Raw genomic sequence first — 23,141 nt, 5'->3', positions numbered from 1 at the left:
CTCAATCGGAAAACTGTTCGGCTATGATCCGGTCCGACCAGGAGCGATCGGGATCCGACAGGATACGCGCCGTCGTGTCTTCCGATTGCGCTATCTCTACCCGAAGAACCGATTTGACCTCGGTATGGTCGGCCACCGCATTGACCGGCCGCTTCTCCGGCTCCAGCACCTCAAGCACCACGGTCACCTTGTCGGGCAGCAGCGCTCCACGCCAGCGTCGTGGCCGGAACGCACTGACGGGTGTCAGCGCCAGAAGCGGTGCCTCCAGCGGCAGGATCGGCCCATGGGCGGAAAGATTGTAGGCGGTCGAACCCACCGGCGTCGCCACCATCAGACCGTCACAGATCAGTTCCTCGAGCCGTACCTGTCCATCGACAATCACCCGGAGCTTGGCTGCCTGGTAGGACTGCCGGAGCACCGAGACCTCGTTGATCGCCAATGCGAAGGAGACCGACCCGTCCGAATTACTCGTGGTCATCTTCAGCGGATGAAATTCGTTCTCGACCGACGCCGAGATCCGCTCGGGAAGATTGTCGGTCGAATAGTCGTTCATCAGGAAGCCGACGGAGCCGCGGTTCATGCCGTAGATCAGCTTGCCGGTGTTCATCGTGTCATGCAGCGTCTGCAGCATGAAGCCATCGCCGCCGAGGGCCACAATGACGTCGGCCTCGGCCGGCTCGGTATGGCCGTAGCGACGAATCAGCTCATTGCGCGAAGCCTGGGCTTCGTCCGTATTGGAGGCGATGAAGGCGAGCGACCGGAACGTGCGAGACATGGCGAGCCCTGATGAAATGTCGCCAAGTGGTACATGACATCTACCTGTAACCACAAGCCGTTTTGCCCCGGAATCGGTTCGGCGCGCCGGCGGGCGAAGCATTTGGCCTGCGGTCACTTATTCACCATTTCCGCTAACCCTGGCCCGATTTTTTGCTTTACCGCAAACCGATTTCCGCCTAAACACCCCGCACTGCCCTTGTAGCTCAGTTGGTAGAGCACCTGATTTGTAATCAGGGGGTCGCGGGTTCGAACCCTGCCGGGGGCACCACTTCTCGCCACACATTTTCGTTTTTCCCATTGTCCTAACAGGCACTTGTTTGGCATGGTCTCGGCCGACAGCCGATGGAGATCCGATGCGCAAGACATTTCATGCCGGTCTGGCTTTGGCCGCGACTGCCTTGTTTCTGCTGTCGGCCGAGAGCCGGGCTGCCGACATCAAATATGCATGTGAAGACGGCACCTCGCTCACCGTTGCGTTCAGCGACGCGCAAGCCGAGGTGACGATCCCCGACGGCACGAAGATCGGGCTGCCGCAGCAGGAGGCGGCGAGCGGCTTCTGGTATTCGAATGGCCGCTACGAGATGCGCGGCAAGGGCGAGGAAATACAGTTTGCCATCGGCCGCATGGCGCCGGTCACCTGCCGCAATGCCGGCGAGGCGGCGGGTCAGTTCGATCGCGCCACGCGCGCCGAGGTCGAACTCGCCGAAAAGGACACCGGCTTTGACATGAAGGGCAAGCTCACCTGCCTGCGCTATCCGAACTTCGCCTTGAAAGAACTCGATCTCGGCGAAAAGGGAGCAGCAGGGATCTACATCGCGTCCTCCGAGGGCCCCTGCCAGCTCAATCCGACGCTCGACCGCAAGATAGAGGACGACACGGCCGGCTATCTCTGGGGTGCGGTCGGTCCTTACGCCTTCTTCCGCGGTGCCGATGGCTTGAATGGCGGCCTGCCATTCGTCGTCTATGACGCCCGCACTGGTGCACGACTGATTGAGGATCTGATTGCCGGCGATTTTGCCGCTCTCTCCCTGGTCGGAGAGGAGCTTACCCTGCGCTATCGCCGCACCTATGCCGCTTCCTGTTCCTTACTGGCGGCTCCGGAGACCTGTGCTGCGACCATCCGCCAGGAGCTTGGTCTCGCTGCCGATCGTCCTATGCCCGATTGCCGCCCCGCCTATCAGCCGGCAATCGATGCCGATCCGGACGCTGCCAAGGCGATCGAAGCCTGGCCAAGCGTCATCGACTATCCGGTCGAGCGCAAGCTTTCAGCATCCGGTACGTCCTTCGTTGCCGTGGATGGCGACCTCGTCTGCCGTCCTTCCATGTGAAGGAGAGGGCCGGCAGCTTCCCGTTCAGTCTTCGGCATCGAGCCGCGCGGCATCCTGTATGTCGCGCAACAGGTCGGGCAGGGCGGCCTGCACGCGGTTCCAGCTCGGCATGAAGGGCGTGGTATTCGGATTGTCGAGATAGACCTGGCCCGCCTCGATCAGGTTCGCCGCAAACAGCTCGACAGCCTGTTCCTCGCGATGCCGGTCGGTGGTGAGCCCGTTCATCCGGGCATCGTGGTAATAGGTTTCCACCAGATCGAGTGCCGTCCTGTAATAGGTGGCCTTGAGCGTCCGGAAGGCGTCATTGCCGAACACGACCCCGTCGGTCGCGAGCTTGCGGTAGAGCGCCTTGGTGATGTCTACAGACATGCGCGACAGACCCTTGGCCGCATCCTCGGGCGAGAGCGGCTGGTGCTTGTGGTCATATGAATCGGCAATATCCACCTGGCAAATCGACTGGGTCGAGTAGTTGCGCCACATTTCCGAGAGGACTCCGATCTCCAGCCCCCAGTCCGAGGGAATGCGGATATCGGAGAGGATCTGGGTCTGCATGGCAAACTCGCCGGCGAGCGGATAGCGGAATGCCTTGAGGAAGTCGATATAGGGGTGGTGTCCGATGACCTTTTCCAGGCTGAGCAGCAGCGGCGTGACCAGCAGCCTTGTCACGCGACCATTGAGCGATCGGTCGGCGATGCGCGGATAATAGCCCTTGGAGAAAACGTAAGGAAAACGCGGATTGGCGACGGGATAGACGAGCCGTGCCAGCATGTCGCGCGAATAGGTGGTGATATCGCAGTCATGCAGGGCAACCACGCCGGCCTGCCGGGCGGCCAACACATAACCCATGCAGAACCAGACATTGCGTCCCTTGCCGGGCTGGTCGGGCGAAAGGGCCTCGGCCTTCAGTTTCTCGTCGACGGCACGCAGCCGGGGCCCGTCATGCCAGAGAATCGTATGCTTCTGCGGCAGCCGCGAGAAGTATTGCTTCGCATGGCGGAACTGCTGTTGGTCGGCCTGGTCAAGGCCAATGACGATCTCGGATATGTAGGGTGCCTGCGACAGCTCGGATACGATGTGTTCGAGGGCAGGGGCCTCAAGTTCGGAATAGAGCGATGGCAGGATCAGCGTGATCGGTCGCGAGGCGGAAAAGACGGTGAGCTCTTTCTCCATCCGTTCTAGCGATCGCTCCCTGAGATTGTGCAGGGTGGCAACCACGCCGTTCTGGTGAAAATCCGCCATGTCTAATTCCTTTCGTGATGAAGCCGGTTGCTGCCGACTCAGAGAAACCCCGTGGCAACGAGTTGGTGGATCATGATGTTCCAGCCCTCCGGGCCGATTTGTTCCGAGCGCAGGATAAAGCCCCGCTCTTCCCGCTCTGTGACGGGCAGGGCCTTGTGTGCGGGATTGGCGATGATGATGCCGCAATCGGCGGCTTCCAGCATCGCAAGATCGTTCGGCGCATCGCCGAGCGCGACTGTGCGGATTATCTCGCCGCCGTTGAGGCGCTGGTAATGTGCGACGACCTCGGCCATGCGCTCGGCCTTGGAGGTCTTGGGCATCAAGGTGAAGAAGCGTCCGCCCTGCACGGCGCTGAAACCTTGCGCGTCAAGCAGCGCGATAAATGCCTGCCTCTGCACCTCGGAGCCGGTAAAGCGCCCCGGCTCGGAAAAGTGCCGTTGGCGAGCAAGTTCGGCTGCGGGGAATGGCAGCCCGGTCTCAGAGGCGACCCGCGCAACGTCCCAGTCACCAAAGCCTTCGAAGCAGGCGCCGAGCTCCTTAGGTAATTTCCTAAGAAAAGAACGCAGGTCGCTGTAAGGACTCTGCAAACTCCCCTTGGTGAAGGCTGTTTCCGCATCAAGTCCAACGACGCCCGCGCCGTTTTCGACGATCATCGGATGGGTAATGCCGATCGCTTCCGCGATCGGTCGCATCTCTGCTTCTGTCTTGCTGCTGGCGAGAATGACGGGAATGCCGCGTAACGCCAGTAGATCGAGCGCCGGCCGCGCCGCCTCGAAGGAATAGCTGTCGTGATCGAGCAGCGTTCCGTCGAGATCGGTGAAGACGAGCTTCATCAGCCCTTGGCCGCCAGATGCTGGCGTGAGGCGTAGAGTGCAATCGCCGCCGCATTGGAGACGTTGAGCGACTTGATGGCGCCGGGCATGTCGAGGCGTGCGAGTGCCGATACGGTTTCACGCGTCTTCTGTCGCAAGCCCTTGCCTTCGGACCCGAGCACCAGCGCAATGCGGTCGCCGGTGAGCGTGCCTTCCATCGGGGCCGGTCCTTCCGAATCGAGTCCAACCGAGAAGAAGCCGAGCTTGTGCAACTCGCCCAGTGCATCCGAAAGGTTGGTGACCTGGATATAGGGGATGAGTTCCAGCGCGCCGGAAGCCGACTTCGCCAGCACGCCTGATTCCGTCGGGCTGTGCCGCTGGGTGGTGATGACGGCACCCGCATCGAAGGCGACCGCGGAGCGCATGATCGCGCCGACATTATGCGGGTCGGTCACCTGGTCGAGCACGAGGATCAGCGGACTGTCCTTCAGCGCTTCCAGTCGTCTCGGGGGAAGTGGACGGGTTTCCAGCATCACGCCCTGGTGGATCGCTTCGGGACCAAGGATCTTGTCGAGGTCCTGCGGCGTCACCGTCTCGAAGGGGATGCCGAGGTTTTCCACAGACGAGATCTCGAGCCTTACGAGCGCATTCTGTGTCGCCGAAAGCTTGATCAGCTTGCGCTCGGGATTGTCGAGGGCGGCGCGCACAGTATGCAGTCCGTAGAGCAGGACCTGCTCTGGCGCGAGCTTCGGCGGCGTCCAGTCTGCATTGCTCTTGCGTGGCTTCTGCGGCCCCGGCGTCGGGATTTCGCCCCGCTCGCGCTTGGCATCGCGCACCTGTCGGCGCAGCGTTGCATAATGGGTGTCACGGGCGGTTTTTTCGGTTTTCGGATCTTTGGCCATGCGCCCTTATAGCGGCGGGCAGGGGACGGGCATAGACCCAGGCAGAAAATCCCCTGTGCGTCCGGGCATGTGTCTGGCCTATGAAACTTTTCGGAATTTTTCGTCAAACTTCGTGTTGACATGAGCCGGTTGGGCCGTCATATACCCGCCGCAGATCAGGGGGCGACGCACTCTGGTCTGGACTAGAAAGCTTGGTCGCCAGATCCGGACGAAAGAATGGAGAGATGCCCGAGTGGTTAAAGGGGACGGACTGTAAATCCGTTGGCTCAGCCTACGTTGGTTCAAATCCAACTCTCTCCACCATTCGTCCTCGGATCTGAAAATGCGGGTATAGCTCAATGGTAGAGCAGCAGCCTTCCAAGCTGAATACACGGGTTCGATTCCCGTTACCCGCTCCAGACACCTTCCGATCCTAACCTCCGAATTTCAAACGGTTTTCCAGCGCTGCTTCGCCTTGCGTGAAGTGCTTTGCGCAGCTGCAGGATTCGGCTGTGGAAACCGTGCGTTTCGGCCTCCGGAAGGCTTGTTATTTAACGCTTGCGCATTGCGCATGAAAGCCTTAAACGGCGGGACCAAACCGGTTCGCCGGGGCAACCCCGTTTCGTTCACAGGAAGCATTCAAATGGCAAAGAGTAAGTTTGAGCGCAACAAGCCGCACGTCAACATCGGCACGATCGGCCACGTCGACCACGGCAAGACGTCTCTGACGGCAGCGATCACCAAGTATTTCGGTGAGTTCAAAGCCTATGACCAGATCGACGCCGCTCCGGAAGAAAAGGCACGCGGCATCACCATCTCGACGGCGCACGTCGAGTATGAGACGCCTGCCCGTCACTACGCGCACGTCGACTGCCCCGGCCACGCCGACTACGTCAAGAACATGATCACCGGTGCAGCGCAGATGGACGGCGCGATCCTGGTTTGCTCGGCCGCTGACGGCCCGATGCCGCAGACCCGCGAGCACATCCTGCTCGCCCGTCAGGTTGGCGTTCCCGCGATCGTCGTCTTCCTCAACAAGGTTGACCAGGTCGACGACGCCGAACTGCTCGAGCTCGTTGAACTTGAAGTTCGCGAACTTCTGTCGTCCTACGACTTCCCGGGCGACGACATCCCGGTCGTCAAGGGTTCGGCTCTGGCCGCTCTTGAAGATTCGAACAAGACGATCGGTGAAGACGCGATCCGCGAGCTGATGGCTCAGGTTGACGCCTACATCCCGACGCCTGAGCGTCCGATCGACCAGCCGTTCCTGATGCCGATCGAAGACGTGTTCTCGATCTCTGGCCGTGGTACGGTTGTGACGGGTCGCGTTGAGCGCGGTATCGTCAAGGTCGGCGAAGAAATCGAAATCGTCGGCATCCGTCCGACGACGAAGACGACCTGCACGGGCGTTGAAATGTTCCGCAAGCTGCTCGATCAGGGCCAGGCTGGCGACAACATCGGCGCACTTCTGCGTGGCGTGACCCGCGATGCGGTTGAGCGTGGCCAGATCCTGTGCAAGCCCGGCTCTGTCAAGCCGCACAAGAAGTTCATGGCAGAAGCCTACATCCTGACGAAGGAAGAAGGCGGCCGTCATACGCCGTTCTTCACCAACTATCGTCCGCAGTTCTACTTCCGTACGACGGACGTGACCGGCATCGTGTCGCTTCCGGAAGGCACGGAAATGGTTATGCCGGGCGACAACGTCACGGTTGAAGTCGAGCTGATCGTTCCGATCGCGATGGAAGAAAAGCTGCGCTTCGCTATCCGCGAAGGCGGCCGTACCGTCGGCGCCGGCATCGTCGCTTCGATCATCGAGTAATCGCTGATCTGATCGACAAGATCAAAGGGCCTCGCTGGAAACAGCGGGGCCTTTTTCGTTTGGGCAACATTATGATAATGACGGACTTGCAGCGCGAAGAGGTCTGCGCCTATCGCCACCAGAAGCGACTGGCGGGGTGCTGGGGGGCTTGTTTTGAAGTCGCCTGTTTCATCGAGCATCGCTATGGTTGGCGACGGGTCGATGGCGTCTATGCATTGCCGGACGGCCGCCCTGTGTTCCTGCACTCGTGGAACTCAATGCCCGATGGTTGCCTCCTCGATGGCACGGCCGACCAATTCGGCGAGGGGCTCGACATTGCCGTACACCCCGAGGGCACGCCAGACTTTTCACGGTATAGAGAAAAGTACACGGCGGCACACAATCCGAATGAGATAGCTTGGCTCGCGGCACGGGCCTATGCCGGTATGTCCGATCAGACGTTCTGGGACGAGCAAGAGGCGCGGAAGATGCTGTTTCCCGGCTGGTGGCTTGCCGACGCGACCTCCTATCTCGCCTGGTTCCGGAGGGGCGCAGCCATCTATCCGATGTTCGCGAAAATGCGAGATCGCTATCGCACACGTGGCTATGACATAGCTGGTCTGGAGTGATGTGTCGGCCTCAAGCCCGCTGCAGCAGCTGCTCTTCGGCAAGCCGCAGGAGATCCGTCACCAGGTAGCCGTTGATCGTCAGTCCTGTGAGATCGCATTCGGCAATCGACGTGCCGGCGAGGCTGGCGAATCGGATGGTGCTGCCGTTGAGGTCGACATGGGTGAGGCTTGCCGCATGCATCACCACATTCTCCATGACCGCGGCATTCATCGCCACATTGCGGATCACCATCTGCTCGGCATTGGCATCTGTGATCAGGCTCCGGCCGAGGTCGACGTTGCTGAACACGGCTTCCTTGAGCGAGACGTCGCTGAAGCGGGCTTCCGACAGGTCGGCATCGTCGAACTCGGAACCGGGCAGGGCGGCATTGCTGATACGGATCATGGCTGTCCTCCGCGAGGGCTCAGGGCCAAGTATCAGCCAAAGCCGAGAACATGGCAAGCGGGCGCCCGGCGCCACTCCTGGACCCGTAACGTCTGGAAACTCGTGACCTCCTCTCTGCATGGCTTCCATGCGCGCTTGCTACTTCTCGTCTGATTCCCGCTCGGTTACTTCTGAAACCATCCTGATTCGCCCAGGCCTGCCGTTGGCTGTGCCCCACATATCGGACGAACTGCCGATGGCCCGCTCACCTCTTGCTACCTGGTTGCTGATTGCGCTGCCCCTCTGGCCTTGGGCGGCTGCGGCCGAGGAAGGCGCCTTTGTGTGGAATGCCACCGGCTCTGCCGACGATCTTGGTATCCGCACCGGTGTCGCCCTCGATATGCCCGGGCGCCCTCGGCTCGGCGCCGAATCGAACCTGCGTCGTGCCACCTCCACCAATTCGGGCACGACTCATCCGCCCATGCGCCTCTGGGGTGAGGTTGATCTGCGCAAGACTGCGCCAAACCCCGCCTCTGTCGGCCTCACGGTCGATCTCGTGAGCGGTGCAGCCCGCGCAGCACTCCGCCAACACCGCGCCCTCGTGGACGAGGGCCCGGCGACGCTCTCGCTCGACCGCGCACTGGAGGCGGGACGCCGCCATGATGGCGGTGCGGTGTTTGTCGCGCGCCAGGATCTCCGGCTTTTCCTCGGCGGGATAGATACCATCGTGACCGGCGGTGTGGTGATGGACAGTGCCGCGCCATTTCATGCCGAACTGGCTTTCGAGAAACGCCTGCGGCCCGGCATCAAGCTGCGCGCAGTGATTTCCGATATTGCGCACGAACCTGCCGCGCGGCTCGATGCGCGGTTTGAGCGGAAGTGGTGAGCGATGCCATTGACCGCTCTGTGAAAAGCAGAAAAAAGACACTTGCCAATCCGGCGCGCCCGCCTTAAAGGGTGCTCCATGCCTCGGACGGGAACGTTCCGGTCCGATGTAAGGCTTAGGGGTATAGCTCAGTTGGTAGAGCGGCGGTCTCCAAAACCGCAGGTCGTCGGTTCAAGCCCGGCTGCCCCTGCCAAGTCGCACGGCGCGCATCATGCTGCGACGAGCATAAGGATCTGGCAAAGCCGAAAGAGTGCTGGAGACGATTTCCTCTTGTGAAAAGGGGAATCGGTCTCTATGTAGGGTTCAAACAGACACGCGGTGCGTGGGGCTGACGAAGGTCGGCTTTACGCGCCGTAAATGCGTGGGCAATAAATGGCATCCAAGGGTAATCCATTCGCGTTTCTGCAGCAGGTTCGCTCCGAGACGTCCAAGGTGACGTGGCCCTCGCGTCGCGAGACCACGATTTCGACGCTCATGGTCCTGGCGATGGTGTTTTTCGCTGCGCTGTTTTTCTTCGGCGCGGACCAGCTGATCAGCTGGTTGCTTGGCCTTGTGCTGAGCGTCGGCAATTAATCGGGCGGAGACGAACATGGCGGCACGTTGGTACATCGTCCACGCGTATTCTAATTTTGAGAAGAAGGTCGCGGAAGACATCGAGAACAAGGCCAAGCAGAAGGGTCTTGATCATCTCTTCGAAAAGATCCTCGTTCCGACCGAAAAGGTCGTCGAGGTTCGTCGCGGCCGCAAGGTGGATAGCGAGCGCAAGTTCTTCCCGGGCTACGTCATGGTGCGGGCAAACCTGACCGACGAAGCCTACCACCTGATCAAGAATACCCCGAAGGTCACGGGTTTCCTCGGTTCCGACAACAAGCCGGTTCCGATCCCGGATTTCGAGGCTGAGCGCATCCTGGGCCAGGTCCAGGAAGGCGTCGAGCGTCCGAAGTCCTCCGTGTCCTTCGAAATCGGCGAACAGGTTCGCGTCTCCGACGGTCCTTTCGCCTCCTTCAACGGGATCGTCCAGGACGTGGACGAAGAGCGCTCGCGCCTCAAGGTCGAGGTCTCGATCTTCGGTCGCGCGACCCCCGTCGAACTCGAATACGGTCAGGTCGAAAAGGTCTGATCGGAGAAGGGGAGGTAACTCCCCGACCCGCGTGGGAGGATGGCGGTCTCTTAAGCCGGACCGTCCAGACGCACCACGCAACCGCAGCCGCCAACTTAAAGTTGGCATAATGGATCGGGAAACCGGTCTGAAATGAAAGGCAGAGAGTAATGGCTAAGAAAGTTGCAGGCCAGCTCAAGCTCCAGGTCAAGGCAGGATCGGCTAACCCGTCCCCGCCGATCGGCCCGGCACTTGGTCAGCGTGGCATTAACATCATGGAATTCTGCAAGGCGTTCAATGCCGCCACGCAGGAAATGGAAAAGGGTATGCCGATCCCGGTCGTCATCACCTATTACCAGGACAAGTCCTTCACCTTCGCAATGAAGCAGCCGCCGGTTACCTACTGGCTGAAGAAGGAAGCAAAGATCACCTCTGGCTCGAAGACTCCGGGCAAGGGTGCGAAGGTCGGTACGATCACCAAGGCGCAGGTCCGCGCAATTGCCGAAGGCAAGATGAAGGATCTTAACGCCGCCGACATCGAAGGCGCAATGCTGATGGTTGAGGGCTCTGCCCGCTCCATGGGCCTGGAAGTGGTAGGTTGATCATGGCCAAGGTAGCAAAGCGTATTCAGAAGATCCGTGAAGGTGTTGACCCGACGAAGCTCGTCGCCCTCACCGACGCCATCTCGATGGTCAAGGAACGTGCCGTCGCCAAGTTCGACGAAACGATCGAAATCGCCATGAACCTCGGCGTCGACCCGCGCCACGCAGACCAGATGGTCCGCGGCGTGGTCAACCTGCCGAACGGTACGGGCCGTGACGTTCGCGTTGCCGTTTTCGCACGTGGCGCCAAGGCTGACGAAGCCAAGGCTGCTGGTGCAGACATCGTCGGCGCCGAAGACCTGCTCGAAATCGTTCAGGGCGGCAAGATCGACTTCGATCGCTGCATCGCGACCCCGGACATGATGCCGCTCGTCGGTCGCCTCGGTAAGGTTCTCGGCCCGCGTGGCATGATGCCGAACCCGAAGGTCGGTACGGTGACCATGGACGTCACGGGCGCCGTCAAGGCTTCCAAGGGCGGTGCCGTCGAGTTCCGCGTCGAGAAGGCTGGTATCATCCATGCCGGCATCGGCAAGGCTTCCTTCGGCGCCAAGGCGCTCGAAGAAAACATCAAGGCTTTCGCTGACGCCGTCATCAAGGCAAAGCCGGCTGGCGCCAAGGGCAACTATGTCAAGCGCGTAGCCATCTCCTCGACCATGGGCCCGGGCGTCAAGATCGACCCGTCCACGGTTACGGCCTGATTATCAATTCGGCCGGGGCGAAAGCGCCGGCCTGACCAAGTTTCCGGCCTTTCGGGGCCGGAAATGCCTGGTGTCAAAACCGGGCACTCCTGTCCGAGATTGTGGGCGGCCTTAGGGCCTTAATACATGCCTGCATGAGACGGGTGAGATCCGGTATTTAAACGTCTGATGACGTCTTGAAGTTCGGTTCGAGCCTTATTCGCCTTTTGGCTGGAAACATTTTCCAACCGGAGGGGACAGGATCCTCAAGCGTCGCTTGGGATCTGATACATGGATCCCTTGAGGCAAAGGCAAACCCGGTGGGGCCTGCAGGATTGCGGTCCCATCAACTGGAGACAGACAGTGGAAAGAGCGGAAAAACGCGAATTCGTCACAGAACTGAACGAAGTCTTCAAGGCTTCCGGTTCGGTTGTTGTGGCCCACTATGCTGGTGTCACGGTTGCGCAGATGAACGACTTCCGTTCGAAGATGCGCGCTGCTGGCGGCACCGTCAAAGTCGCGAAGAACCGCCTGGCCAAGATCGCTCTTCAGGGCACGGAAGCCGAAGGGATCACCGATCTCTTCAAGGGCCAGACGCTGATTGCATTCAGCGCTGATCCGATTGTGGCTCCGAAGGTCGTCATGGATTTCGCCAAGACCAACGACAAGATCGTTGTACTGGGCGGCGCCATGGGAACAACCACCTTGTCCGCAGATGCAGTCAAGTCGCTTGCGACCCTGCCTTCGCTGGACGAACTGCGTGCAAAGCTGGTCGGCATGATTCAGACCCCGGCTACCCGCATCGCAGGTGTTGTGGCAGCACCGGCAGCTCAGCTTGCTCGCGTGTTTGCGGCCTATGCAAAGAAGGACGAAGCCGCGTAAGGCGGTTTTTCGCTGTTCATACCCTAACCCGTTCGCTTCGAACCGAACATCTATTAAGGAACTAGTATCATGGCTGATCTCGCAAAGATCGTTGAAGACCTCTCCTCTCTGACCGTTCTGGAAGCTGCTGAGCTTTCCAAGCTGCTCGAAGAAAAGTGGGGCGTATCTGCTGCTGCACCTGTAGCCGTTGCTGCTGCTGGCGGCGCTGCTGCTGCTGTCGTTGAAGAAGAAAAGACCGAATTCGACGTCATCCTGACGGATGCCGGCGCCAACAAGATCAACGTCATCAAGGAAGTCCGCGCCATCACCGGCCTGGGCCTCAAGGAAGCCAAGGATCTCGTCGAAGGCGCTCCGAAGGCTGTCAAGGAAGCCGTTTCGAAGGCTGAAGCTGCTGACCTCAAGAAGAAGCTTGAAGAAGCCGGCGCTAAGGTCGACGTCAAGTAATATCGGAATGCGGCGGGGGAAGTTTCTTCTCCCGCCCGTTTCCTCCGAACATATTACCCAGGAACCGTATGAAAACGGTTCCTGGGTAATGGGTTCTCAAGAGGATGGTCTTGACCCGCGCGCCCGGCAAACCGGCCGGCCGTCCGGATCTCGAGACGAGATTGAGCGATCCATTTTTTGACGGAGCCGCCTGGCCAGCGGTCACCGTCTGTTGCAGGCCCGGGTGCAAACTGACAAGGAGCGACGATGGCTCAGACCCTTACCTTTAACGGTCGCAGGCGCGTACGCAAGTTTTTCGGAAAAATTCCAGAAGTCGCAGAAATGCCGAACCTCATTGAGGTTCAGAAGGCATCTTATGACCAGTTCCTCATGGTTGACGAGCCCAAGGGTGGCCGTCCCGACGAGGGGCTGAATGCCGTTTTCAAGTCCGTATTCCCGATCACCGATTTCTCCGGTGCATCGATGCTGGAGTTCGTCTCCTACGAATTCGAGCCGCCGAAGTTCGACGTCGACGAATGCCGTCAGCGCGACCTGACCTATGCTGCACCGCTGAAGGTCACGCTTCGCCTGATCGTGTTCGATATTGACGAGGATACGGGCGCACGCTCGATCAAGGACATCAAGGAACAGTCCGTCTACATGGGCGACATGCCCCTGATGACCAACAACGGTACCTTCATCGTCAACGGTACCGAGCGCGTCATCGTCTCCCAGATGCACCGTTCGCCGGGCGTCTTCTTCGACCATGACAAGGGCAAGTCCCACTCCTCGGGCAAGCTTCTGTTTGCTGCGCGCGTCATCCCCTATCGTGGTTCCTGGCTCGACATCGAATTCGATGCCAAGGACATCGTCCACGCCCGTATCGACCGTCGCCGCAAGATCCCCGTGACCTCGCTGCTGATGGCGCTTGGCATGGACGGCGAAGAAATCCTGTCGACCTTTTACTCGAAGTCCGTCTACGAGCGTGATGGCAAGGGCTGGCGTTTCCCGTTCAACCCTGAGACCCTCAAGGGTGCGAAGGCGCTTTCCGACCTCGTCGACGCCGACAGCGGCGAAGTCGTCGTCGAAGGCGGCAAGAAGCTCACCCCGCGTCTTCTGCGTCAGTTGACCGACAAGGGCCTGAAGTTCCTGAAGGCATCGGACGAAGACCTGTTCGGCAACTACCTTGCAGAAGATCTGGTCAACATGTCGACCGGTGAAATCTACATGGAAGCCGGCGCGGAGATCGACGAGAAGACGCTCCCGCAGATCCTCGATTCTGGCTTCGAAGAGATCCCGGTTCTCGGCATCGACCACATCAATGTCGGCGCCTACATCCGCAACACGCTTGCAGCCGACAAGAACGAGAACCGTCAGGACGCTCTGTTCGACATCTACCGCGTCATGCGTCCGGGTGAGCCGCCGACCATGGACTCGGCCGAGGCCATGTTCCAGTCGCTGTTCTTCGACGCCGAGCGTTATGACCTGTCGGCCGTCGGTCGCGTCAAGATGAACATGCGTCTCGACCTCGATTGCCCGGATACCGTCCGCGTTCTGCGCAAGGACGACATCCTGGCGGTAGTCCGGATGCTGGTCGAACTGCGCGACGGCAAGGGCGAGATCGACGATATCGACAACCTCGGCAACCGTCGCGTTCGCTCCGTTGGCGAACTGATGGAAAACCAGTACCGTCTTGGCCTGCTCCGCATGGAGCGCGCGATCAAGGAACGCATGTCGTCGATCGAAATCGACACCGTCATGCCGCAGGACCTGATCAACGCCAAGCCGGCTGCTGCAGCCGTCCGCGAATTCTTCGGCTCTTCGCAGCTGTCGCAGTTCATGGACCAGGTGAACCCGCTTTCGGAAATCACCCACAAGCGCCGTCTTTCGGCTCTTGGTCCGGGCGGTTTGACCCGCGAGCGCGCTGGCTTCGAAGTCCGCGACGTTCACCCGACCCACTACGGCCGTATTTGCCCGATCGAGACGCCGGAAGGCCCGAACATCGGTCTGATCAACTCGCTCGCCACCTTCGCACGGGTCAACAAGTACGGCTTCATCGAAAGCCCGTACCGCAAGATCATCGACGGCAAGGTGACGATGGACGTCGTCTATCTCTCGGCAATGGAAGAAGCCAAGTACTACGTGGCCCAGGCCAACTCCGAGCTGACCGCCGATGGCCAGTTCGTCGAAGAGTTCGTCGTTTGCCGTCACGCTGGCGAAGTTATGCTGTCCCCGCGCGACACCATCAACCTGATGGACGTCTCGCCGAAGCAGCTGGTGTCAGTAGCGGCCGCTCTCATTCCCTTCCTCGAAAACGACGACGCCAACCGCGCTCTCATGGGCTCGAACATGCAGCGTCAGGCCGTGCCGCTTCTGCGTGCCGAAGCCCCGTTCGTTGGAACCGGCATGGAGCCGATCGTTGCCCGTGACTCCGGTGCTGCCATCGGTGCCCGTCGCGGCGGTGTGGTCGACCAGGTCGATGCCACGCGTATCGTTATCCGCGCCACGGAAGATCTCGATCCGTCCAAGTCCGGCGTCGATATCTACCGTCTGCAGAAGTTCCAGCGTTCGAACCAGAACACCTGCGTCAACCAGCGTCCGCTGGTCACCGTCGGTGACATTCTGAACAAGGGCGACATCATCGCGGACGGTCCGTCGACCGACCTCGGCGATCTGGCGCTCGGCCGCAACGCGCTCGTCGCGTTCATGCCCTGGAACGGCTACAACTATGAGGACTCGATCCTCATGTCGGAGCGCATTGTCTCGGAAGACGTCTTCACCTCGATCCACATCGAGGAATTCGAAGTCATGGCCCGCGACACCAAGCTCGGTCCGGAAGAAATCACGCGCGACATTCCGAACGTTTCGGAAGAAGCGCTGAAGAACCTCGACGAAGCCGGTATCGTCTACATCGGTGCGGAAGTTGCTCCTGGCGACATCCTGGTCGGCAAGATCACGCCGAAGGGCGAAAGCCCGATGACGCCGGAAGAAAAGCTTCTGCGCGCCATCTTCGGTGAAAAGGCCTCCGACGTTCGCGACACTTCCATGCGCATGCCGCCCGGCACGTTTGGTACCGTTGTCGAAGTTCGCGTCTTCAATCGCCACGGCGTTGAGAAGGACGAGCGCGCGATGGCCATCGAGCGCGAGGAAATCGAACGCCTCGCCAAGGACCGCGACGACGAGCAGGCGATCCTCGACCGTAACGTTTACGGCCGTCTGATCGACATGCTGCGTGGTCAGGTCTCGATCGCGGGTCCGAAGGGCTTCAAGAAGGGCGTCGAACTCACGAACGCCGTCGTTTCCGAATATCCCCGCTCGCAGTGGTGGATGTTTGCAGTCGAAGACGAAAAGGTGCAGGGCGAACTCGAAGCGCTCCGCGGCCAGTACGACGAATCCAAGTCGCGCCTTGAACAGCGCTTCATGGACAAGGTCGAAAAGGTCCAGCGCGGCGACGAGATGCCCCCGGGCGTCATGAAGATGGTCAAGGTCTTTGTCGCTGTGAAGCGCAAGATCCAGCCAGGCGACAAGATGGCCGGCCGTCACGGCAACAAGGGTGTTGTCTCGCGCATCGTACCGGTTGAGGACATGCCGTTCCTCGAAGACGGCACGCATGTCGACATCGTCTTGAACCCGCTCGGCGTTCCCTCGCGTATGAACGTCGGTCAGATCCTCGAAACCCACCTTGCCTGGGCTTGCGCCGGCATGGGCAAGAAGATCGGTCAGATGCTTGAGGACTATCGCAAGCACCTCGACATCACCGATCTGCGCAAGGAACTGACGGAGATCTACGAGTCGGAAGCGCATGACGAAGTGAAGCACTTCGACGACGACGCACTCGTCAAGCTCGCCGAAGAAGCCAAGCGCGGCGTATCCATCGCCACGCCGGTCTTCGACGGTGCGCATGAAAGCGACGTCTCCGAGATGCTGACGCGTGCAGGTCTCAACCCGTCGGGTCAGTCGACCTTGTACGATGGTCGTACCGGTGAAGCCTTCGACCGTCAGGTCACCGTTGGCTACATGTACATGATCAAGCTGAACCACCTGGTTGACGACAAGATCCACGCTCGCTCGATCGGCCCGTACTCGCTCGTCACCCAGCAGCCGCTCGGTGGTAAGGCGCAGTTCGGCGGTCAGCGCTTCGGGGAAATGGAAGTCTGGGCACTCGAAGCCTACGGCGCTGCCTACACCCTGCAGGAAATGCTGACGGTGAAGTCGGACGACGTGGCCGGCCGTACCAAGGTCTATGAGGCGATCGTCCGTGGCGACGACACCTTCGAGGCTGGTATTCCGGAAAGCTTCAACGTTCTCGTCAAGGAAATGCGCTCTCTCGGCCTTTCCGTCGAACTCGAGAACTCGAAGCTCCTGACGGAAGACGGTCAGCTGCCGGACGCCGCCGAATAACGGTTTGACAAAGGCGTGCGAGGCTTCGGCCGCGCACGCCATTCCCTGATCGCCCCGAAGGCCAATATCGGGACGGGAAGGGGAGTTTCGCCGCATTTCGCGGTTATTGTCATTTCAGGGTCTGGTGCGGCATCCCGGGAATTCGCCGCCACCGCGACCCAATCGAGGGCTTTTTAGCCCCATCAAGGAGACAGGCATGAACCAAGAGGTCATGAACCTTTTCAACCCGACAGTGCCGGCTCAGCACTTCGATTCCATCCGGATCTCGATCGCGAGCCCGGAAAAGATCCTGTCGTGGTCCTACGGCGAGATCAAGAAGCCGGAAACCATCAACTACCGCACGTTCAAGCCCGAGCGTGACGGCCTCTTCTGCGCGCGTATCTTTGGACCGATCAAGGACTACGAATGCCTGTGCGGCAAGTACAAGCGCATGAAGTACAAGGGCATCATCTGCGAAAAGTGCGGCGTCGAAGTTACGCTGTCGCGCGTTCGCCGCGAGCGCATGGGCCACATCGAGCTCGCAGCCCCGGTCGCCCATATCTGGTTCCTGAAGTCGCTGCCGTCGCGCATCTCCACGCTGTTGGACATGACGCTGAAGGATGTCGAGCGCGTTCTCTACTTCGAGAACTACATCGTGACCGAGCCGGGCCTGACCTCGCTCAAGGAAAACCAGCTGCTCTCTGAAGAAGAGTACATGATGGCCGTCGACGAGTTCGGCGAAGACCAGTTCACCGCCATGATCGGCGCTGAAGCCATATACGAGATGCTGGCCTCGATGAACCTCGAGAAGATCGCTGGCGATCTGCGCGCTGAGCTTGCCGAGACCACCTCGGATCTCAAGCAGAAGAAGCTGATGAAGCGCCTGAAGATCGTCGAGAACTTCATGGAGTCGGGCAACCGTCCGGAATGGATGATCATGAAGGTCGTTCCGGTCATCCCGCCGGACCTGCGCCCGCTGGTCCCGCTCGATGGCGGCCGCTTCGCGACGTCTGACCTGAACGATCTCTATCGTCGCGTCATCAACCGTAACAACCGTCTGAAGCGCCTGATCGAACTGCGCGCTCCGGGCATCATCATCCGCAACGAAAAGCGCATGCTGCAGGAATCTGTAGACGCGCTCTTCGACAACGGCCGCCGTGGCCGCGTCATCACCGGCGCCAACAAGCGTCCGCTGAAGTCGCTGTCCGACATGCTCAAGGGCAAGCAGGGCCGCTTCCGTCAGAACCTGCTCGGCAAGCGCGTCGACTATTCCGGTCGTTCGGTCATCGTAACAGGTCCGGAACTGAAGCTGCACCAGTGCGGCCTGCCGAAGAAGATGGCGCTCGAACTGTTCAAGCCGTTCATCTACGCCCGCCTGGACGCCAAGGGTTACTCCTCGACCGTCAAGCAGGCGAAGAAGCTGGTTGAAAAGGAAAAGCCGGAAGTCTGGGATATCCTCGACGAGGTCATCCGCGAGCATCCGGTCCTGCTGAACCGCGCACCGACGCTGCACCGCCTGGGCATCCAGGCCTTCGAACCGATCCTGGTCGAAGGCAAGGCCATCCAGCTGCACCCGCTCGTCTGCACGGCCTTCAACGCCGACTTCGATGGTGACCAGATGGCCGTTCACGTGCCGCTGTCGCTCGAAGCTCAGCTCGAAGCCCGCGTCCTGATGATGTCGACGAACAACATCCTGCACCCGGCCAACGGTCAGCCGATCATCGTTCCGTCGCAGGACATGGTTCTCGGCCTGTACTATCTGTCGATCCAGAACCAGAACGAGCCGGGCGAAGGCATGGCCTTCTCCGACATGGGCGAACTGCACCACGCTCTGGAGAACAAGGTCGTCACGCTGCACGCCAAGATCCGTGGCCGCTTCAAGACCGTCGACGCCGAGGGCAACCCGGTATCGAAGATCTATGAGACCACGCCTGGTCGCATGATCATCGGCGAACTTCTGCCGAAGAACGTCAACGTGCCCTTCGAGACCTGCAACCAGGAAATGACCAAGAAGAACATCTCCAAGATGATCGACACGGTCTACCGCCATTGCGGCCAGAAGGACACGGTCATCTTCTGCGACCGCATCATGCAGCTCGGCTTCACCCACGCCTGCAAGGCTGGCATTTCGTTCGGCAAGGACGACATGATCATCCCGGAAACCAAGGCGAAGATCGTTGGCGACACCGAAACGCTGGTCAAGGAATACGAGCAGCAGTACAACGACGGCCTGATCACTCAGGGCGAGAAGTACAACAAGGTCGTCGACGCTTGGGGCAAGGCCACTGAAAAGGTCGCCGAAGACATGATGGCCCGCATTAAGGCTGTCGAGTTCGATCCGGAAACCAACCGCCAGAAGCCGATGAACGCCATCTACATGATGTCTCACTCGGGTGCTCGTGGTTCACCGAACCAGATGCGTCAGCTGGGCGGCATGCGTGGCCTCATGGCCAAGCCGTCGGGCGAAATCATCGAGACACCGATCATCTCGAACTTCAAGGAAGGCCTGACCGTTAACGAGTACTTCAACTCGACCCACGGTGCCCGTAAGGGCCTCGCAGACACCGCTCTGAAGACCGCGAACTCCGGTTACCTGACCCGTCGTCTCGTCGACGTGGCCCAGGATTGCATCGTCAACCTCGTGGATTGCGGCACCGACAAGGGCCTCACCATGACGGCGATCGTCGATGCCGGTCAGGTGGTTGCCTCCATCGGTGCCCGCGTTCTCGGTCGTACGGCCCTCGATGATATCGATCATCCGATCACGGGTGAGCGCATCGTCGATGCCGGCAAGATGATCCTTGAGCCCGATGTCATCGAGATCGAAAAGGCTGGTATCCAGTCGATCCGCATCCGTTCGGCCCTGACCTGCGAAGTTCAGACCGGCGTTTGCTCGATCTGCTACGGCCGCGACCTTGCACGCGGTACGCCCGTCAACATGGGCGAAGCCGTCGGTGTTATCGCCGCACAGTCGATCGGTGAGCCGGGCACCCAGCTTACCATGCGTACCTTCCACTTGGGCGGTACCGCGACCGTGGTCGACCAGTCGTTCCTGGAGGCCTCGTACGAAGGTACGGTGCAGATCAAGAACCGCAACATGCTGCGCAATTCCGATGGCACCCTGATCGCCATGGGTCGCTCCATGGCGGTGATGATCCTGGACGAGCGTGGCGTTGAGCGTTCGTCTCAGCGCGTGGCCTATGGTTCGAAGGTCTTCGTCGACGATGGCGACAAGGTGAAGCGCGGCCAGCGTCTGGCCGAGTGGGATCCGTACACACGCCCGATCATGACGGAAGTCGAGGGTATCGTGCATTTCGAGGACGTCGTCGACGGTATCTCGGTGCTCGAAGCCACCGACGAGTCGACCGGCATCACCAAGCGTCAGGTTATCGACTGGCGTTCGACCCCGCGCGGTACGGACCTCAAGCCGGCAATCGTCATCAAGGATGCCAGCGGCAATGTTCTGAAGGTTGCCCGTGGTGGCGAAGCCCGGTTCCAGCTGTCGGTTGAAGCGATCCTTTCGGTCGAGCCTGGTCAGAAGGTTTCTCAGGGTGACGTGCTTGCACGTTCGCCGTTGGAAAGCGCCAAGACCAAGGACATCACCGGTGGTCTGCCGCGCGTTGCCGAACTGTTCGAAGCCCGTCGTCCGAAGGACCATGCCATCATCGCTGAGATCGATGGTACGATCCGCCTCGGCCGCGACTACAAGAACAAGCGTCGCGTCATCATCGAGCCGGCTGAAGACGGTGTCGAGCCTGTCGAATACCTGATCCCGAAGGGCAAGCCCTTCCACCTTCAGGAAGGCGACTACATCGAAAAGGGTGACTACATCCTCGACGGTAACCCGGCTCCGCACGACATCCTGGCGATCAAGGGCGTCGAGGCACTTGCCTCGTACCTGGTCAACGAAATCCAGGAAGTTTACCGTCTGCAGGGCGTTGTGATCAACGACAAGCACATCGAGGTGATCGTTCGCCAGATGCTGCAGAAGGTCGAGATCACCGACGCGGGCGACAGCCACTACATCGTGGGTGACAACGTCGACCGCATCGAGCTCGACGACAACAACGACCGCCTGGTCGAAGAGGGCAAGAAGCCGGCATACGGCGATCCGGTCCTTCTCGGCATCACCAAGGCCTCGCTGCAGACGCCGTCGTTCATCTCGGCCGCATCCTTCCAGGAAACCACCAAGGTTCTCACGGAAGCTGCGATCGCCGGCAAGACCGACACGTTGCAGGGTCTGAAGGAAAACGTCATCGTTGGCCGCCTGATCCCGGCCGGTACCGGTGGTACCATGACGCAGATCCGCCGCATCGCCACGTCTCGCGACGACCTCATCCTCGAGGAACGCAAGAAGGGCACCGGCGCAGATGTCGCAACGCCGATGCTGCAGAACCTCGCTGGCGAAAGCGCGCCTGCTGCCGAGTAATCGGAAGCTGGACCGTTCTGAACCTAGAAAGACCGCCCGGAGCCATCTCCGGGCGGTCTTTTCATTCCGGCTCTTGGCGGGAGGGTGGGCGTCAGCCACGCTTTCGGCTGCCGTCGCCACGAGCATGCGTCCTGAAACACGCAACGAAAAAGGCCGGTCGATGGGACCGGCCTCTGGCTCAGCGGCTGTGTGGGTGTAATCTCAGGCGAAACGGATGATCGCGACTTCGCCTTCGAGCGCGCCCTGATAGGCTGAGGCATGCGGCTCTTCGTCGGGCGCACCCGTGATCATGCCGATCTGGTCGAGATCGGCTTCCAGGAAGCCTTCTTCCGAGAGCGCGTTCAGCGTGAGACGCACGGCCGTGTCATCGTCGGGGGCGGTCAGCATGACGTGCAGATCGATCGGCTGGCCGCCTTCGGTCTCATAGGCCTTGGCGATGACGATGAACACCATGGGCTCGTCGCGGTTGTTGTCATTGTCGGGGCTGGTGATCATGGCGCCTGGTCTTCCTGTTGTGGCGGAACGATTCTTTCGCCTCGGCCGATTCGACCAGACGGTAAGGGCGGTTGACCCTCTGTCTCTACCTATCTAGAAGTTTCGCGGCGCAAGCCAAGCCAAATCGTCTTCGCATCTCCGTTTTCCCGTGCGGAAACGGCCAGACTCCCGGCCGGGCAGGGGGCTCAGGCCATTAATTGTGAGATGTGACTTGACGTTCAGGGGGGAAAACAGTAGTACCCCGGCCATCGGAGCCCATGTGAGATCGCATTTTTCGGGACGACTCGTCCTGAAGTTCATCTCAAACAGGTCTCCAAACGCACGTTGACGACACAAATGCTGCTCGCACGACGCACTCTTGCAGTGCGTCCTCTGTCTTTTGTGGTCCATCCGCGAAAACGGGTCGGGCCACATTTTGCGCATGAAGAAAACTGTGCGGCCGCCGCCGGAAACGGCAAACCACCAGGGCCTGAAAGGGCTTGAGACTAGATTTTGCAAGGGATGGGTATATGCCTACCGTAAACCAGCTGATCCGCAAGCCGCGTCAGGCACAGGTAAAGCGCAATAAGGTTCCTGCTCTGCAGGAAAACCCGCAGAAGCGTGGCGTTTGCACCCGCGTCTACACCACGACCCCGAAGAAGCCGAACTCGGCTCTCCGTAAGGTTGCCAAGATCCGCCTGACCAATGGCTTCGAAGTCATCGGCTACATTCCGGGTGAAGGTCACAACCTGCAGGAACACTCTGTCGTCATGATCCGTGGCGGCCGCGTAAAGGACTTGCCGGGCGTTCGTTACCACATCATCCGCGGCGTTCTCGACACCCAGGGCGTCAAGAACCGTAAGCAGCGCCGTTCGAAGTACGGTGCGAAGCGTCCGAAGTAAGCTTCGGTCCTTCATCCACAAGATACCGGCGCTGCGCGAGGTTCTCCGCGTGATGAAGCGTCCCTAACCGTTGAGAGACAAATAGTATGTCCCGTCGCCACAGTGCAGAAAAGCGCGAAATCAATCCGGACCCGAAGTTCGGCGATCTCGTCGTCACCAAGTTCATGAACGCCATCATGCTTCACGGCAAGAAGTCGGTCGCTGAAAGCATCGTCTACGGTGCCTTCGACGTCGTTCAGAACAAGTCCAAGCAGGAACCGATTGCGATCTTCCATCAGGCGCTCGACAACGTCGCGCCGCATGTTGAAGTCCGCTCGCGCCGCGTTGGTGGTGCGACCTACCAGGTCCCGGTCGACGTTCGTCCGGAGCGCCGTCAGGCTCTCGCGATCCGCTGGCTGATCACTGCTGCCCGCAAGCGCAACGAGACCACTATGGTCGACCGCCTTTCCGGCGAGCTGCTCGACGCAGCGAACAACCGCGGTAGCGCCGTCAAGAAGCGCGAAGACACCCACAAGATGGCCGATGCAAACCGCGCCTTCTCGCATTACCGCTGGTAATC

Annotated in this window: 20 protein-coding genes and 4 tRNA genes; 18 read left to right on the top strand and 6 right to left on the bottom strand. The window is 60.2% G+C overall.

Annotated features, from left to right (window positions below; genetic code table 11):
* Nucleotide 1: 1 nt before the first annotated feature.
* Nucleotides 2-775, bottom strand: a complete 774-nt coding sequence (locus BSY240_RS05005) for an NAD kinase (protein ID WP_054150698.1) — start codon at nt 773-775, stop codon at nt 2-4.
* A gap of 194 nt (nt 776-969) precedes the next feature.
* On the opposite strand from BSY240_RS05005, the gene BSY240_RS05000 reads away from it, so the two are divergent.
* Together BSY240_RS05000 and BSY240_RS04995 are read left to right on the top strand one after the other, a co-directional pair.
* Nucleotides 970-1,045: transfer RNA gene (locus BSY240_RS05000), tRNA-Thr, on the top strand.
* Between the two features lie 85 nt (nt 1,046-1,130).
* On the top strand, nt 1,131-2,105 hold the full coding sequence (locus BSY240_RS04995; protein WP_054150699.1) for an MliC family protein: 975 nt from the start codon (nt 1,131-1,133) through the stop codon (nt 2,103-2,105).
* 24 nt (nt 2,106-2,129) lie between these two features.
* On the opposite strand, the gene BSY240_RS04990 is transcribed toward BSY240_RS04995, so the two are convergent.
* Genes BSY240_RS04990 through rlmB form a run of 3 tightly spaced genes read right to left on the bottom strand, consistent with a single transcriptional unit; the run spans nt 2,130 to nt 5,058 of the window.
* Complete coding sequence (locus BSY240_RS04990) at nt 2,130-3,344, bottom strand: glycosyl transferase (protein ID WP_069041586.1); 1,215 nt, start codon at nt 3,342-3,344, stop codon at nt 2,130-2,132.
* A gap of 38 nt (nt 3,345-3,382) precedes the next feature.
* On the bottom strand, nt 3,383-4,177 hold the full coding sequence (locus tag BSY240_RS04985) for an HAD-IIB family hydrolase (RefSeq protein ID WP_069041585.1): 795 nt from the start codon (nt 4,175-4,177) through the stop codon (nt 3,383-3,385).
* Nucleotides 4,177-5,058: a 23S rRNA (guanosine(2251)-2'-O)-methyltransferase RlmB gene (gene rlmB, locus BSY240_RS04980; protein WP_069041584.1), complete on the bottom strand. Its 882-nt coding sequence runs from the start codon at nt 5,056-5,058 to the stop codon at nt 4,177-4,179. The genes BSY240_RS04985 and rlmB overlap by 1 nt, the downstream gene beginning before the upstream one ends.
* A gap of 218 nt (nt 5,059-5,276) precedes the next feature.
* Here rlmB and BSY240_RS04975 point away from each other — a divergent pair.
* The 4 genes from BSY240_RS04975 to BSY240_RS04960 all read left to right on the top strand — a co-directional run bounded on the left by BSY240_RS04975 (nt 5,277) and on the right by BSY240_RS04960 (nt 7,464).
* A tRNA-Tyr gene (locus BSY240_RS04975) sits at nt 5,277-5,361 on the top strand.
* 21 nt (nt 5,362-5,382) lie between these two features.
* Nucleotides 5,383-5,456 (top strand) — tRNA-Gly (locus tag BSY240_RS04970).
* A gap of 224 nt (nt 5,457-5,680) precedes the next feature.
* A complete protein-coding gene (gene tuf, locus BSY240_RS04965) occupies nt 5,681-6,856 on the top strand; it encodes an elongation factor Tu (RefSeq protein ID WP_069041580.1) in 1,176 nt (391 codons plus the stop codon).
* 77 nt (nt 6,857-6,933) lie between these two features.
* Nucleotides 6,934-7,464, top strand: a complete 531-nt coding sequence (locus BSY240_RS04960) for a hypothetical protein (protein ID WP_150127402.1) — start codon at nt 6,934-6,936, stop codon at nt 7,462-7,464.
* A 10-nt stretch (nt 7,465-7,474) separates the two neighbouring features.
* Here BSY240_RS04960 and BSY240_RS04955 read toward each other — a convergent pair whose 3' ends face one another.
* Nucleotides 7,475-7,849, bottom strand: coding sequence for a pentapeptide repeat-containing protein (locus BSY240_RS04955; protein ID WP_006728790.1), 375 nt, complete (start codon nt 7,847-7,849; stop codon nt 7,475-7,477).
* A gap of 235 nt (nt 7,850-8,084) precedes the next feature.
* Between BSY240_RS04955 and BSY240_RS04950 the strand changes: the two genes are divergently transcribed.
* The 10 genes from BSY240_RS04950 to rpoC all read left to right on the top strand — a co-directional run bounded on the left by BSY240_RS04950 (nt 8,085) and on the right by rpoC (nt 21,206).
* The gene (locus BSY240_RS04950) at nt 8,085-8,714 is read left to right on the top strand and encodes a hypothetical protein (protein WP_069041582.1); all 630 of its coding nucleotides are present in this window, start codon (nt 8,085-8,087) and stop codon (nt 8,712-8,714) included.
* Between the two features lie 117 nt (nt 8,715-8,831).
* A tRNA-Trp gene (locus BSY240_RS04945) sits at nt 8,832-8,907 on the top strand.
* A gap of 179 nt (nt 8,908-9,086) precedes the next feature.
* Nucleotides 9,087-9,287 (top strand): preprotein translocase subunit SecE, encoded by a 201-nt coding sequence (gene secE, locus BSY240_RS04940; protein WP_054149598.1) that lies wholly within the window; start codon nt 9,087-9,089, stop codon nt 9,285-9,287.
* Nucleotides 9,288-9,303: 16 nt separating this feature from the next.
* Nucleotides 9,304-9,834, top strand: coding sequence for a transcription termination/antitermination protein NusG (gene nusG, locus BSY240_RS04935; RefSeq protein ID WP_054149597.1), 531 nt, complete (start codon nt 9,304-9,306; stop codon nt 9,832-9,834).
* 149 nt (nt 9,835-9,983) lie between these two features.
* The gene (gene rplK, locus BSY240_RS04930) at nt 9,984-10,415 is read left to right on the top strand and encodes a 50S ribosomal protein L11 (RefSeq protein WP_006728786.1); all 432 of its coding nucleotides are present in this window, start codon (nt 9,984-9,986) and stop codon (nt 10,413-10,415) included.
* Between the two features lie 2 nt (nt 10,416-10,417).
* Complete coding sequence (gene rplA / locus BSY240_RS04925) at nt 10,418-11,113, top strand: 50S ribosomal protein L1 (protein ID WP_069041581.1); 696 nt, start codon at nt 10,418-10,420, stop codon at nt 11,111-11,113.
* Between the two features lie 342 nt (nt 11,114-11,455).
* Nucleotides 11,456-11,974 (top strand): 50S ribosomal protein L10, encoded by a 519-nt coding sequence (gene rplJ / locus BSY240_RS04920; protein WP_054149595.1) that lies wholly within the window; start codon nt 11,456-11,458, stop codon nt 11,972-11,974.
* 69 nt (nt 11,975-12,043) lie between these two features.
* Nucleotides 12,044-12,418, top strand: coding sequence for a 50S ribosomal protein L7/L12 (gene rplL / locus BSY240_RS04915; RefSeq protein ID WP_054149594.1), 375 nt, complete (start codon nt 12,044-12,046; stop codon nt 12,416-12,418).
* 246 nt (nt 12,419-12,664) lie between these two features.
* Nucleotides 12,665-16,798 (top strand): DNA-directed RNA polymerase subunit beta, encoded by a 4,134-nt coding sequence (rpoB, locus tag BSY240_RS04910; protein ID WP_054149593.1) that lies wholly within the window; start codon nt 12,665-12,667, stop codon nt 16,796-16,798.
* A gap of 196 nt (nt 16,799-16,994) precedes the next feature.
* Nucleotides 16,995-21,206 carry a DNA-directed RNA polymerase subunit beta' gene (rpoC, locus tag BSY240_RS04905; protein ID WP_054149592.1) on the top strand — a complete coding sequence of 1,404 codons (4,212 nt, stop codon included), beginning with the start codon at nt 16,995-16,997 and terminating at the stop codon, nt 21,204-21,206.
* A gap of 201 nt (nt 21,207-21,407) precedes the next feature.
* Here rpoC and BSY240_RS04900 read toward each other — a convergent pair whose 3' ends face one another.
* The gene (locus BSY240_RS04900; protein WP_054149591.1) at nt 21,408-21,701 is read right to left on the bottom strand and encodes a hypothetical protein; all 294 of its coding nucleotides are present in this window, start codon (nt 21,699-21,701) and stop codon (nt 21,408-21,410) included.
* A 509-nt stretch (nt 21,702-22,210) separates the two neighbouring features.
* On the opposite strand from BSY240_RS04900, the gene rpsL reads away from it, so the two are divergent.
* Together rpsL and rpsG are read left to right on the top strand one after the other, a co-directional pair.
* Complete coding sequence (gene rpsL / locus BSY240_RS04895; RefSeq protein ID WP_003507760.1) at nt 22,211-22,582, top strand: 30S ribosomal protein S12; 372 nt, start codon at nt 22,211-22,213, stop codon at nt 22,580-22,582.
* A gap of 86 nt (nt 22,583-22,668) precedes the next feature.
* Nucleotides 22,669-23,139, top strand: a complete 471-nt coding sequence (gene rpsG, locus BSY240_RS04890; RefSeq protein ID WP_006728778.1) for a 30S ribosomal protein S7 — start codon at nt 22,669-22,671, stop codon at nt 23,137-23,139.
* Nucleotides 23,140-23,141 lie beyond the last annotated feature (2 nt).

Origin of the sequence: Agrobacterium sp. RAC06 (assembly GCF_001713475.1) — a bacterium.
GTDB lineage: Bacteria > Pseudomonadota > Alphaproteobacteria > Rhizobiales > Rhizobiaceae > Allorhizobium.
Note: the sequence above shows the minus strand (reverse complement) of the source record. Positions and strands in the feature narration are given on the sequence as shown.